This is a genomic window from Desulfobulbus propionicus DSM 2032 (assembly GCF_000186885.1).
Taxonomy (GTDB): domain Bacteria; phylum Desulfobacterota; class Desulfobulbia; order Desulfobulbales; family Desulfobulbaceae; genus Desulfobulbus; species Desulfobulbus propionicus.
The window spans coordinates 116,521-129,560 of sequence record NC_014972.1 but is presented as its reverse complement, the minus strand read 5'-3'; the positions used below and the strand labels follow the sequence as shown (position 1 = coordinate 129,560).

13 protein-coding genes and 1 pseudogene are annotated in these 13,040 nt (G+C 59.1%); 5 read left to right on the top strand and 9 right to left on the bottom strand.

The window, feature by feature from the left end; translation table 11 throughout:
- Nucleotides 1–46: 46 nt before the first annotated feature.
- The 5 genes from DESPR_RS16850 to DESPR_RS00575 form a co-directional block, all read right to left on the bottom strand.
- Nucleotides 47–2,530 carry a PAS domain-containing sensor histidine kinase gene (locus DESPR_RS16850; RefSeq protein ID WP_169701485.1) on the bottom strand — a complete coding sequence of 828 codons (2,484 nt, stop codon included), beginning with the start codon at nucleotides 2,528–2,530 and terminating at the stop codon, nucleotides 47–49.
- A 332-nt stretch (nucleotides 2,531–2,862) separates the two neighbouring features.
- Nucleotides 2,863–3,900, bottom strand: a complete 1,038-nt coding sequence (locus tag DESPR_RS00590) for a substrate-binding periplasmic protein (protein ID WP_052302016.1) — start codon at nucleotides 3,898–3,900, stop codon at nucleotides 2,863–2,865.
- A gap of 334 nt (nucleotides 3,901–4,234) precedes the next feature.
- Nucleotides 4,235–4,741 (bottom strand): response regulator, encoded by a 507-nt coding sequence (locus DESPR_RS00585; protein WP_169701484.1) that lies wholly within the window; start codon nucleotides 4,739–4,741, stop codon nucleotides 4,235–4,237.
- Complete coding sequence (locus DESPR_RS00580) at nucleotides 4,731–5,498, bottom strand: hypothetical protein (RefSeq protein WP_169701483.1); 768 nt, start codon at nucleotides 5,496–5,498, stop codon at nucleotides 4,731–4,733. Before DESPR_RS00580 ends, DESPR_RS00585 begins: the two co-directional genes overlap by 11 nt.
- A gap of 203 nt (nucleotides 5,499–5,701) precedes the next feature.
- A complete protein-coding gene (locus DESPR_RS00575) occupies nucleotides 5,702–6,211 on the bottom strand; it encodes a hypothetical protein (RefSeq protein ID WP_015722858.1) in 510 nt (169 codons plus the stop codon).
- 861 nt (nucleotides 6,212–7,072) lie between these two features.
- On the opposite strand from DESPR_RS00575, the gene DESPR_RS00570 reads away from it, so the two are divergent.
- The 4 genes from DESPR_RS00570 to DESPR_RS00555 all read left to right on the top strand — a co-directional run bounded on the left by DESPR_RS00570 (nucleotide 7,073) and on the right by DESPR_RS00555 (nucleotide 10,252).
- Nucleotides 7,073–8,038: a GGDEF domain-containing response regulator gene (locus DESPR_RS00570; RefSeq protein WP_015722857.1), complete on the top strand. Its 966-nt coding sequence runs from the start codon at nucleotides 7,073–7,075 to the stop codon at nucleotides 8,036–8,038.
- 348 nt (nucleotides 8,039–8,386) lie between these two features.
- Nucleotides 8,387–8,569, top strand: coding sequence for a hypothetical protein (locus DESPR_RS00565; protein ID WP_015722856.1), 183 nt, complete (start codon nucleotides 8,387–8,389; stop codon nucleotides 8,567–8,569).
- 527 nt (nucleotides 8,570–9,096) lie between these two features.
- Nucleotides 9,097–9,516 (top strand): SH3 domain-containing protein, encoded by a 420-nt coding sequence (locus DESPR_RS00560; protein ID WP_015722855.1) that lies wholly within the window; start codon nucleotides 9,097–9,099, stop codon nucleotides 9,514–9,516.
- Nucleotides 9,517–9,583: 67 nt separating this feature from the next.
- Nucleotides 9,584–10,252: a hypothetical protein gene (locus DESPR_RS00555; RefSeq protein WP_015722854.1), complete on the top strand. Its 669-nt coding sequence runs from the start codon at nucleotides 9,584–9,586 to the stop codon at nucleotides 10,250–10,252.
- A 37-nt stretch (nucleotides 10,253–10,289) separates the two neighbouring features.
- On the opposite strand, the gene DESPR_RS18845 is transcribed toward DESPR_RS00555, so the two are convergent.
- Nucleotides 10,290–10,361, bottom strand: a complete 72-nt coding sequence (locus DESPR_RS18845) for a thioredoxin family protein (protein WP_245529518.1) — start codon at nucleotides 10,359–10,361, stop codon at nucleotides 10,290–10,292.
- Here DESPR_RS18845 and DESPR_RS18840 point away from each other — a divergent pair.
- Entirely contained in the window at nucleotides 10,347–10,568 is a 222-nt protein-coding gene (locus DESPR_RS18840; RefSeq protein ID WP_245529521.1) for a hypothetical protein, read from the top strand. The genes DESPR_RS18845 and DESPR_RS18840 overlap by 15 nt on opposite strands.
- A gap of 577 nt (nucleotides 10,569–11,145) precedes the next feature.
- Here the strand turns inward: DESPR_RS18840 and DESPR_RS18835 are convergent.
- The 3 genes and pseudogenes from DESPR_RS18835 to DESPR_RS00545 form a co-directional block, all read right to left on the bottom strand.
- A pseudogene (locus DESPR_RS18835) lies at nucleotides 11,146–11,289 on the bottom strand (Mu transposase domain-containing protein); the annotation flags it as partial.
- A 467-nt stretch (nucleotides 11,290–11,756) separates the two neighbouring features.
- Nucleotides 11,757–12,254, bottom strand: a complete 498-nt coding sequence (locus DESPR_RS00550) for an SEL1-like repeat protein (RefSeq protein ID WP_015722853.1) — start codon at nucleotides 12,252–12,254, stop codon at nucleotides 11,757–11,759.
- A gap of 79 nt (nucleotides 12,255–12,333) precedes the next feature.
- Nucleotides 12,334–12,984 (bottom strand): peptidoglycan-binding domain-containing protein, encoded by a 651-nt coding sequence (locus DESPR_RS00545; protein ID WP_015722852.1) that lies wholly within the window; start codon nucleotides 12,982–12,984, stop codon nucleotides 12,334–12,336.
- Nucleotides 12,985–13,040: the final 56 nt, after the last annotated feature.

The window sequence follows — 13,040 nt, the reverse complement described above, 5'->3', positions numbered from 1 at the left end:
CCCGCAGGAAAACAAATCCCCGCCGCGGCCGGTCGTCTCCCAGCCCTCACTGCAGGTTCGGCTGCCGCAGCGGCAGGCTGACCGTGAACACCGCGCCGCCTTTGACCTGGTTGCCGGCAACCAGGCTGCCGTTGTGCTTGTTCACCACAATGTCATAGGAAACGCTCAAGCCCAGGCCCGTCCCGTTTCCCGGCTCCTTGGTCGTGAAGAACGGCTCGAACAACCGCGGCAGATGCTCCTCAGTAATCCCCGGGCCGTCATCCTTTACCGTGCAGTGGACATTGTCAGCGTCACTCCATGTTTCGATGACAATCCGCCCCCGATCGCGGGTCTCGCTGTCGCGAATGGCCTGCGCGGCATTCACTATCAGATTGAGAAAAACTTGATTGAGCAACTCGCCGACGCCCTGGATGCGTGGTAGCTGCCCCAGCCGGGTGAGAACGTCCGCCTCATACTTGTACAGCCGGGTGAGAACGTCCGCCTCATACTTGTACAGGCTGTATGCCAGGGTGATGGTGTCCTGGATGCACTCGTTGATATCCACCTCTTCTAAGACCGTTTCCTTGTTCTGTCGGCTGAAGTTGCGCATCGACCCGATGATGTGGGCGACACGGTCGAAGCCTCTTTCCGTCTCGTCGAACAGGAGCGGAATGTCGAGCAGGATCTCGCGCAACTGTATCTCCTGTTCCCTTTTGTCGAGCGCACGACGTACCGGTGAGTGTTCCCTGGTATCAAGGCCCTCCAAGGACTCCCGGTACAACCGGTACAGTTCCATGAAATCCGTGAAGTAGCCCTGCAGCGTGGCGAAATTGATCTGAATGAAATTGACCGGGTTGTTGAGTTCATGGGAAATACCCGCGGCCAATTGCCCCAGGGCCACCATCTTTTCCTGCTGCATCAGCTGGGCGTACACCTTGTTCAATTCTTCCGTCCGTTGGGCGATGCGTTCTTCCAGCAAGTTGTTCATCGCCTGCAGTTCCTGTTCCGCCGATATTCTACTGGAAATGTCCACGAGTATGGCGACGAACCATCGCCCCTGACGCAGCTCGTTTTGGCTGAACATCCGTCCTTTCGCAAAGACCCAGGTCCAGCAACCGTCTTGGTGGCGCATGCGGAACTCGTGTTCCAGAAAATTGCTTTCGCCCTCAAGGCAGTCGAGGAGTAGCCGATGCAGGCCTGACTGTTCCGCCGGATGGATAAGGTCAAGAAAGGTTTCGATGGTGAGATGTTCGAGTTTCTCCGGGGCAAAGCCGAGCAGTTCCCCGGCCTTGCTCACCTGTACCTCGCCCGTGTCCACACACACTCTCCATACCCCGATATTGACCCCCTCCAGGATGAGCTTAAACTGTTCTTCCTGGCGCTGCACTTCCAGGGCCAGGCGACGGTTGTCGGTGACATCGCGGAAAACACCCAACAGGCCCGGGCGTTCCTCGTCTTCCTTTATGAAAGGGGTGATCAGACAATCGAACAGCTGTTCCTCACCGGCAGTGTTCCGTACCCACTCCTCCAACGACACCGTCTTCCTGTCCACCAAGACAGCCTGCCTGTGCTCATTGATGAACGAAAAAAACCGGGTGATGGCGCGTTGGTCCGACCCGGTAGCGTTGGCATCGGTAATGGCAAAAAACTGATTGAAAGAGGCATTGGAGCCAAGAACAGCGGCATCGCTGTCAGTGTAGAAAATCAGGTCGGGCGTTGTGTTGATGAGACCAGACAGCAGCGATTCCCTCGATGCCAGGGCCTCCCTGATTCGCTTTTTCTCCGCCATCTCCCGAACAAGTTGTTCGTTCTTGCTGGTGACGAGCGCATTCGCTTGCTGAGTAGCGGTCACTTCCGCCGCGAGGAAAATCGATCTGTAGTACAAGCGCAGGGCCAGGAGAAAGAAAAGCACAGTCAGAGCGAAAAAAACACCAATGAATACATGCCGGGTATATCCATCGGAACCGAGGCCCACGAGATCAGCTTCCATCACCCGGACAAGGTTCAGGTCACTGTAGGGTGAATGGTTGAGGACGAAAACCAGGGTGCTGCCGGCCTCGTCTTCCAGGATGGAGGCGAAAGCAGGCTGGGCCGTGGCTCTGGCCTCTTCGACCAAACTGCGCGCAGGTTTTTTGATCGCCTCGTGGACGGTAGCTGGATGGATTCGCGTCGGACCGACCAGCAAGACCAAGTCGAGGTTTGGTAGAGGAGGACTCGCCTGATCAGAAGCGAACAGGTGCGTGAACCAGCTTTCCAGGGAGATGACGCCGACCAGTGCGCCGACGGCCTCCCCTGCCACCGTGACACTGGCGGTCAGGAGCAGGTAATCCCCCAACGCCTCGTCGCTTTGCACCTGGAATCCAACCTCGCCGGCGGCAAGTTCGTTTCTATCCAGGGGAAACGATGGCCCGGCCTGGGCAATGACCTGTCCCTGGCGGTCATAGAGGACCAGCGCTGAAAAATGACGATCTTTTCCTTTCCCAGAGATCACCTCATCAAAGTACCTGGTAACTGCGTCGGCCCCGGCCTTGAGACCATATTCTTTGGTCATGCCGACCGATTCACCGATGAAGTATCCCCGCACTTTGTCACTGTTCGCGATCTGTTGGAACAGCCACTGTCTCTCGTGCAGAAGAGCGTCAGAGATATGCTGCAGGGAGTTGAGAGCCGACTTCTCACGCTCAAGGCGTGATTGAGAGATTGTTTTTGCATCTTCAATGGATTGGAAAAAAGAGAGACCCATAAAAAAAAATAACGACGAATGACGATATAAAAAGTAATATTTCTTCATAATTTTTTTTCAACATCTTATCAACAAATTTCATCATTACAAGTTTAAAAATTATTAGTGTATCGATTCATCAACAAAAAATCATTATCGATTCAATTCACTGTATTAAGGTCAACGCCTTTAGGGTAATACCTACGGATAATTGTCGACAGTTCTCCGCTCTCCTGCAACTGGACCAGAAACCTGTCGAACGCTGCCCGCAATGCCCTATCTTCCCGACGAAACCCAGCACCCATGTTCTGCAACGATGAAACCGGGCCGATAACCTTCAGCCTTCCAGACCATTTCTCCAAATCGACCAAGACGTCGGGCGCATCCTGCAGTACAGCCTCCGCCTTGCCTTGCAGCATCGCTGCCACCAGGTCGCTCGCTGAACCGGAAAAAAAGCGCGGGTGAGCACCGCTCCGGTCCAGCCCGTAGAGGGTTGGATCGAAGCAGGTGTCACGGATGCCGAGGATGGGCAGGTTCCGCACCTTCGCCCTGGTCAGGGCGATGTCACGGTTGGTGTCTCCTGTCGGCCGGATCGGCGTGAGCGGATGGTCGACCGCGGTCAGCAGCCAGACCTGGGTTCTGATCGTTGGCTGCGAAAAAGCGATCACCTGCCGCCGCCAGGGCAGCATGGTCACCCCAGAGAGCAGGACATCACCGCGGACCGGCACGGCCGCCCCCATTCGCACCGTGCCGTTGGCCGGCACCAGGTCGCGGCCGATAAGATCCGGGATCATTCGCTCCCAACTGGTCGGCACAAAGACGTATTCGACCCCAAGATGACGGGCGAAGGCCCGCATGAGGTCGACCGACGCCCCGGTCGGCCCATTGCCGAAGACAAATCGGGAGTACGGCACCCCCAAGTGGCGCAGCTCCCCCTCCTTGCGGATGCCTTCCAGGTCGCCGGGACCGGCGGCGACCGCGGCGGTCACCTGCATCGCCCATGCACACCAACCGAGGAGAACCAAAAAAACAGGCTTCATCTCATCCTCCCCTTCGCTCAAGGATTGTCGTTGTGTTGCCTCATGGTGGCTAGTGGTTTCTTCTTGCGGTGGCGCATTGTTCTTCTTTTTGTCTGCAGGCTGTGGTGTCCCTTCAATCGACGTCGAGGCGGGCATCCATTTCAGATCGACCGTTGCCATGAAACACGCCGCGTGACCGTTAGGTCCTGAACAGACCTGCGAGCACGAGGCGAAAGAACAAACGCATGGGACAACCGACCGGCTCACACCAAGTCAGGTGGTCGCCCCATGCCCCTGAGGGTCAGGTATGTGGGGAAACGGACGAACGGTCAGGGCCGCAATCCCGGGATCGTTCCCGTCGGGAGAATGGCCCCTTATCGCTGTCCCTGCAATGGCAAGAGAACACGCAGGCGCTTTGGTCCGGGCGGCGTGCCGCTCAGGAAAAAGGAACCACTGGTGGCGTGGCAGTGAATCCTTTGGGGATCAGGAGACGCAGGTACACGCCGCCCGGGCCTCAGCAAACGTATTTTTCGTTGAATGCCTGGGTGAACTCCGTTTTTGAGAGGTGTTCCTTGCAGAGCATCAGGTGCTCCGGCGAAATGATCGTTTCCGGCGGTTCGACCCCGCCGGACCTGCGGCACACCGAGTCGCGAATGACCCGCTTGAGCACGTCCGGATGAATCGGTTTGGCGATGAACTTGAAGACGTGCCGATGCCGCACAACCTCCTCTACTTTTTCCTTGTCGGCCACCGCGCTCATCACCAAGCAGACGGTCTGGGGATGCAGCACTTCGACCCTGGACAACAGTTCGTATCCGTCGATATCCGGCATCTGCAGGTCGACCACGAGCACATCGACCGGGGTTCGCGCCATGATCTCCATGGCCTCCCTCGCGCTGACCGCGAGCAGGATCGTGAAGGGCTCGCGACGGAGCAGGCGTTGCAGCGAACTGAGCAGCATGCTCTCGTCATCGACGAAGAGCACGGTCGGTCGCGTCGAAATGTCGGTATCAGCTCTCACGGGCATCGACGGGTGGATGAAGCAAGGGGAGTTGGAATTCCACCCTGACTGGAAGACGCACCAGTTCAAGCTGACCTTGGCAGATATTGACGATAATCTCCCGGGCGTTGTGCAGGAAACCGTTTTCCTCTGCGTCCTGGTCCACCTCGGCCACGACCTTCGCCGCGCCGGGGTCGATTCCGGTCAGTGGATTGGCGGGACACAGACCGATCGATCCGCAGACACGCTGCGGCATCGGCCAGGTAGCAACCCTGACCACCGGTGGTCCGTGCTCAGCCTTGTGGGTATCGTCTGGTGCCACCCACTGCAGCAGTGAGAGCAGTGCGTCACGCAACAGCGCCGCAGGGCCAAAGTACATCGGCATTGACTTGAGCTCGCGGTGCAGCACGATCCGCCCGGCGAAAATGGACTCGATACAGGCGCAACTCTCTTCGACGATCCGGTTCAGATTGAAGAGCGAGGGGTATCGTTCAAGTTCCAGCCGCAGCAGTTGCCTATGGATCGCCTCCGGGTCGACGGGCCGGGAAGAGGACAACTCCGTCTCGGCAGACCAGGGGAGAAAACCGGGCCGCCAGGGCTGCGGATCGAAATCCGTGTACGGCAGCCTGACCAATACATCTGGTGCCTGATCACTGTCGTTGGCGGCACAGCCGGACTTCAAGGCATAATCAACACGCTCCGGCTCGGACAAGCCGACTTCACTCTGCCCTCCCCTGGCCTGGGTCAGGCGGCTCCAGGGGGTGCTTCTTCGGAACATCGGAGCGCACTGGCGCCGCCTGGCGTGTATTCCGACAGGACTTCGCATCTTTTCGTCGACCACGGGACCCCGTTCCATTTGTAGCGTCAGACTATGTTCAGCCTGGCCCACCATTCTCTCCTGCATCATGGCTCCCATGCTCAGTTACATTTTCTTTCCACCCTGCTGGCAGGCAGGGTGCGCGGTCGGCGGTGCCGACCGCCTTAATGGCACGACTGGGGGGCGCGGAGGCGGAGGATATACCGCGGCCCGACCTGTTGAGCTTCCAGGGCCAAGCTCCTGGCGATTTTCAGCTTTTCGGTCCTCAGCTGCCGGACCTGGCGTGTGATCTCGCCGACCGGCGAGGTGTCGCCGTTGGAGTACATCGGTATAAATCGGCTTCCGGTTTCGCGCAGCACAGGGAGGACCCCGGGGCGATCATGTTCCTCACCTGCGACCAGGACAACCACCCCGGGATGCTCCCCCTCCAGGTCCATGATCATCGTGCGAAGCGGTCCGGCCTCGCACGCGGCGATAACCACCACATCCATTTCGAAGGCACGCCACAACTGCAGGCCACACAGGCTGTCCGGGGCGGCCAGGCAGCACACCTGTTCGTTCAGAAACTGTTTGCGCAATTCTGGGAGCAGAAGTGAAGAGGAGAGCAGTTGCTCCTGATTGTCAATGAGGAGCAGATTCACGTCAGTCTTGTTGAGGTAGCTCATCGCGGACATGATCAATCCTGAGAGATTTAGGGAAACGAGGGTGGGGTTAATTGGAGGCCAACCCGATTGCGTTACAAGACCGGGTAACCCGATTGCTGGCTAACTAGCAAAATTAAGACCACATCACCCATTAACTATCAAACTATTGATTTTTTTGTTATTTTTTTTATTTCGGCCTTTCGTATAGCCAGTTCGGCGGTGTTTTCTCCCGAGAAAAATTCTCATTCTGCACGGAGGTTTTCCCACTCCTCTCAGATTGACACCTGAAATCCTGACCAACCTCCCTGTGGAGAGAAATCCCACCCCCACGCCCAAAGTCCAGACACATGCCCCGGTTTCCGTGCCACGCCCTGCCTCCACCATCGCCCCCCCACTTGCGGCTACCTCAGTCGCGTTGCAGGGCCCGCCGCTCTCCTCTGATAGTGCGGGAGGTTTGCCAAACCCTGGAAGACATTAAACGAACATCATGATATCAAAGGAGAATGCGAATTCGTCCTCTGCGCCTTTGGCACGGTTCGTTGCGCGAAAGCCCGGCACCTGCCACATCGGGGCGCAAGGCCGGTCAGGTCGGCAGGTTCATCTTGGTCAGGCGCACGTGCCGCCGCCACAACTCCGGACGGGTGTGGTGGGTAACCCGGGAGGCACCACTCGACCAAAAAAGTGGTTTGCCCTTTGCAAGCCATTGTCCGGAGACCACGATTGGGCGTGCGCACGTCAATGGGGCGGAACATCGGAAGCCGCCCGACCAGCCAACACCAGGGGAGAGGCGGGAGAGTGCGGCACAACAGAGAGAGCCCCCCGCAACGAGAACACCGGCGCCAGCAGACATTCCGGCTGCTCCCCGTGCAAATCGCCACGAAAGGAGGGCGGATGCGACAGGTCAACATTCTGTTTGTCGACGACGAGGTCTATACCCTCCACGCCCTGCGCAGGCTGCTGGCCCGCAGCGACTACGGCAAATTCTTTGCTGGCAGTGGCCAGGAGGCATTGGAACTGCTCGCCGACCAGCAGATCGATATCGTTGTCACGGATATGAAGATGCCGGGTATTGACGGCCTGACCCTGCTCACCCTGATCAAGCAGCATCACCCGCACATCCTCCGCCTTGTGCTGAGTGCACACACCCAGGCCGACCAGTTGTTGCCCTGCATCAATCGTGGCGAGGTCTTTCGTTTTCTCACCAAGCCGCTCGACCCCCGTCAACTCCACCCCATGATCGCCGAGGCTATCGCCGCGGTCCGGAAGCGAGAGCGGGAAAGCAAACAGGTCCGCGACCTGCGCGATTCCCTGACCCGCAAGGAGGACAATGAACGACGCTTGGAAATACTGAGCGTCACCGATCCCCTGACCGGCCTCTACAACCGGCGGCCATTCCAGCATGCCCTTGAACACGAGTTCCGGCAAAGCAAGCGCTACGGCACCGATTTTTCCCTGCTGCTGCTCGACCTTGACCACTTCAAGCAGGTCAACGATACGTATGGCCATGCCTTCGGCGATCTGGTGCTGCGGGCGTTCGCCGTCCGGCTCCAACAGACGATCCGTGATTGTGACCTAGCCTTCCGTTACGGTGGCGAGGAATTCGTGGTGCTCCTGCCGCGAACCGACCTGCGCGAGTCCTGCGTCCTCGCCGAGCGCATCCTTGTAGAGTGCCGGACTCACCAAGTCCGGCAGGGAGCGATCAGCCACATGAACACGGTCAGCATCGGCGCGGAGTCCTATTGCACCGGCCGACCGGCTACTCCGGAAGAACTGGTCGAGCAGGCCGACCGGCTGCTCTACCTGGCCAAGCAGAGTGGCCGCGACCAGGTGCGGGCGAATTGTCCCCAGGCCACCTGACAGCTGCCGGGGCATGTTGAACAACAGCCGCGCCGCAATGATTCGCGGTTCTTTCGTCTCAAATTGAGAGCTTTCACCATTGGCGAACGGGAACCTCTCGCATTTAGACAGTTTATCCGGTCCAAGGCAGCGCAGGCTGAGCGATATCTCCTTGAAAAAACAGGATAAAAATTTTTATTCCGGCCTGGCACAATACTGGCTTGTTGAGGAGTACTCTGAGAGAGTGCGTTTTCGGAATGAAACAAGGGGGCGGGCGGAATGTTTCCGCCTGCCCCTCCCTCCAGGACTTGCCCGGCGAACCCGGAAAAACTCGCTCGGCACCTCCAGCCCTTCCCAGGAGATCACGTCATGATGACATCCCAGGAAAATCAGATAGATTCTTTTGACCAGAGTCTTGGTGGCCGTCCACGCCATAGGAGCAGGTTTTGGCCAAGCCGCTACCTGACGGACGCCGGCATCTTCTGGCTGACCTACGCCGCTTCCCTCGTCTGCATCGCCGTCGTGGTCCTCTACAATATTCTCATAGACTGAGTTCCGACCGCCGACGAACCCTCCCCCACCGCCATCAAACGGGCCATGAATTGCCATAGCAACTGGCCCGTTTATCGTTTTACGCTATTCTCTTCAGCCGTTTAGCCGCTCCGCTCGACCTAGGCGAGTCCTGTCAGCCCTCCTTCTTTTTTTCGGGCAGGGGTGGTTGCCTATGCCGCACACCCGGGCAAGGGAAGAAGAACCGCCGCATCCGGCTCCAGGACGCCCCGATGCACCGGGTCGACCTGTGGCGTGGCGCAGGAATTTTCCCGCCGGGCAGGACGGTGGACGGCCCGCTGCCGGCCCGACCACGGTGGTGCCTCTCCCTGGCAACCAGTGAAAACGACCTGTGAACAGTAGGTTGACACCGGCCACCGGCAGCGAGGCCGGTTTCCGGCCCGAAAGTTGCTTCAGGTGGGTAGTGGCCTGTCACCGGGCGGAACAACCTCACAGCCGGGGCAACCTCGTCACCTTGGGCGACCGCACCAGATCCCGACATGCCGCCCCCTCTGCGACAGGAGCGCATCATGACGACCACCGGCCTATCCTGTTTGTTCCGCACCGGCCTTGGCCAGTTTCTGCTTCTCTCCGCCCAGTCCGCCCCTGCCCAGAACATCGCCAGGTACGGCACCTGCATCCGTTCCGGCCCGAGCCGGCAGGCCAGGGTCATGCTGGTCGTGCCTGGGGGCTATCCCATCGAAGTGCTCGAACAGTCCGATGGGTGGACTCGTTTCCGCGACTGGCAGAACAGCACCGCCCGGGTCGCCTCGCCGCTGGTGAGTGACATCGACACCGCGGTCATCCTGGCCAGCAGGGGCCAAATCCGAAGTGATGCCGGGGTGATCCGCACGGTGCTGGCAAAAAAAAACGGCTGGGGCCAACGCGGGCTCTACGAAACCGACAGCCCGGCCGGTTGGACCCGGCACGCCACCGTGTTCAGCGCCTGAGGAAAGAAGGGTTCCGACATTTCTGTCCGCCGCTGGAGACTGGCCCCTCAACACCGCAGGAGGCCCCATGCCCATCGACACCTTTCTGAAGAGTCTGCCCGAGGATTCAACCCGGCATGTGCAGCCGGACATCGAGTTTCTGGCCGTCGCTCCCTGCCCCTTTCTCGAAGACGATCAGGTCGGTTACCAAATCGAACGGCTGAGCGGTCACCTCGGCACGCTGCCGGACACCATCCGCCGTGCGGCCATCGGCTATTCCCTCTACGTGCGCCAGTTAGACGTCATCCAGGAACAGGAGGCGACGATCCGCACGCTCTGTGCCGACCAGTGCGACCGGCCGCCGGTGGGCTGCTGCACCGGGGAACACCACGTCCTGCTCTCCCTGGCCGATATCCTCATTTCCCAGCCGACGCAGGACGCGCTCCACCTGGCCCATGTGCTCACCGGCCTGCAAAGGCGTGAGCACGACAATGCCCTGGGCCAGGGAATGATCCCGGCGCCGGGTCCTTGTCACTGCCTCACCGAAAGCGGCTGCTCCCTTAGGCTGTTCAAGTCACCCCGCTGCCTCCACTACCTCTGTCCTCAGGTGCAGAGAGCCCTGATCGCGGTTCATGGTGACAGCGTCGTCGGTTTTCTCGAGGCGATGCACGAAACCTGCAACACGGTCATCCGCGGTCTGGACGATTTTACCAGTGGCCAGGTCATCGCCGCTGCCGAGACGCTCTTCCCCCACTGACAGCCGATCCCGACACCCGGCCCGTTGAAAGACTCTGTCAGCCGATCCACCGCTCCACTTCGCTCTGCTTCGGGACCCGGCCAGTACACCTGACTTGGCCGTCGATCACCACAGCCGAGGTGGTGAAAACGCCCAATCAGACAAATTCCTGAAAGTCCTGCACCTTGGTCACCGTAACGTCAACGCCCATGGCGGCCAGAGCCGCCTAGACGACCCGCATGGTCTTGTCGCTGGCGGCACATCCCGGCCCGCAGACTTTGATCTTCTTGGTGTAATCAAGGCGACCGTGCAGAAACAGGTCGACATGCTCGGCTGATGGGGGACTGCGGCGCTTTTTATTTGGTCATTGTCATTTGGCAAAAGAACAGGGAGTGGCTAATGGATGCTAGCAGTCTGTCGGGCTTTGGCCTGTCAAGTATTGCAACTAACCGTGTTTCCGTTATTTTGCGGTTTGGCTTTAGGGCGGGGTGAAAACACAAAAACACCTAAAATCAGTGCATTACGGATCCTCGCTCCCGAAAGTCCGACAGTCTGCTAGAAGGAGTGGTAATATCCGGATGAACTAGATTTTTTTAAGATGCGCCGATCGTTATACGTGGCGGGAAAGGGTGGCAAGAAACTGTCGCCTTTCCGGTCCAGTCGGTGCGCAACGGACCGGTACCGCTTCGGGAGGTCGACAGCAAGATTGGAAAGACCCGGGAAGTAGCAGCCGCTTGATCGTATCGACGTCCGGGAACCCAGTCCCGTCGTACTTGACCCATTTCTGCAACGCGGCCAGGACCACGCGCGGGCATCTTTGAATCCGCCGGAGTGCTCTCTTTGAGCAGAATGCAATCGATCAGCTTGTTCTGGAGAGCCACCACGGTTGCCTGTCGCAGCTTGTCCCTTTGAGTTTACCGGCAAAAGCCGCGACCACGGGCGAATCGGGCCACCCGTTCGCCCCGACACAGGCACTCCACGGTGGTGGCGGTGTACTGGATGTCCACCTGTTTCTTCACCAGCCGGTAGGGCACGGAGTAGTAGTAGCCCTCAACCTCTACATGGTAATCGAGCTAGACCGTGGGCTTTTTCCAGCGGGCCAGCTCGCAGGACACGGAAGGAAGCGGCTACAGGGCGAGCAGAACCAGTTGTTCAGAACAGCAGGTTGAGGGTCACGCCCCGCCGTGATTGCAGCTCTTTGTGGATCTGGTGCAAATCAGAGTAAGCAGGCAGTTTCGCGCGGCATGGGCACAGGAAGAGCAGCTGTTTCAGGGCCCGGTCGGAGAACCCCTGCGGGAGAGGTCAGGCGAGCCCGGCCATCCGGACACGCTGCAGATACTCGCTGACCGTACTGCTGCCTATACCGGGCCACGTTGCGCGGGTCATCCCCGAGGCTGTAGCATTTCAAACATGGTTTTTGTTCTTGTCAGCCAGAAAAGTGAAGCCATTCATACCTGAAAGAGCCTGCTAACTATCTCCTTTTGTTGGCCGGCACACGTAGGAGAATGGATTTCCAAGCGTTGTCCTACTCGTTGCGGTCTGCCAGCGGCCGCCAAGGTCGCTGTTCACGGACCGATGGCCGCGGTACCAGTCCCTGCTCGGCCTGGCGCTGAAGGTCGTTCAGACTGGCGCCCTGCCCCGGAGCATCACAGCAATCGTCTGCCAAAATATCCTGGACCGGGGTCTCGACCTGGGCCGGCGTTTGAGTACCCGCCCCTTTGTAGCGCCCGGTCGCCTCCAGTCGTTCCAGCAGTTTTGCGGCCCGGGTCGAACCCCTTCGAGCCGCCTTTTTCAGCAACTGCAGCCCCTGACGTGTATCTTTATCCACCGAAATGCCTTCCAGCAGCAGAAAACCGTATTCGGTCTGCGCATCGACGTCGCCGGCCTCGGCACGGAGGCGGTAGCTCTCGGCGCGCTCGATAGTCCGCGTGCGAGGGTCGGCCTGCACGTCTACCAAGACGGTTACCATCAGGAGTCCGATGGCGGCCATCAGGACGCCGGCGCAGGGCAGATTATTTCTCATGTTTCTATGCTTGATAGATGGGTTGTGACAGGTGGCCCCACCAGCTGGACGGAGGGGCAGGGGAGTTTGGTGCGGGAAATCAGGAGAGCAGCAGCCGAATAATGGTGTCGACGTCCGGGAACCCGGTTCCATCGAGCTTGACCGACTTCTGAAAAGCGGCCAGGGCCTTGCGCGAAGCGTCGTTGAACTCTCCTTTGGCGCTTCCCTTGAACAGATTTCGTTCGATCAGCTTGTTCTGAATGGCTAGAATGGTTTCCTTGCGCAGGTTGCCTTCGCGTTTACCCACACGCACCGCGACCACGGGTGAATCGGTGTGCACCCGGGCCGGTGCCAGTGCGCCGAGGGTCTGGAGGAGGACCGTTTCCACCAGGACGTCCTGGCGCGTCTGGCATTGGGTGAGCACCACAGCCAGCATGTCCTGGGTTTGCACGAAGGGGACAATGTCAAAGGTAGCGGACTCGCCCCGATTGACGTGGCTGAGATAACCGTCGATCCAACTTATGTAGAGGAGGATGGACTCCCGCTTGGCCTGTTCGTCCTTGGCGGTAAGGGAGCTGACCAGCTGGGGACAGGTCAGCGAGCCAACGCCGCGCACCGCGAAATTGCCCTTCGCATCCGCGGCAGACGCCTCGCCCTGAAACGGTCCGGCCAGGATGCCGGCAAGCAGGGCGAAGAAGAGGAGCACGCGCCGTTCTGGCCGGCGTCTGTTCAGAAATACGCTCTTGTCCATGCTGATTCCTTACAAGGACCCGGAGACATCCGGGGCTGAAGTTTGCAGGTGCCGTC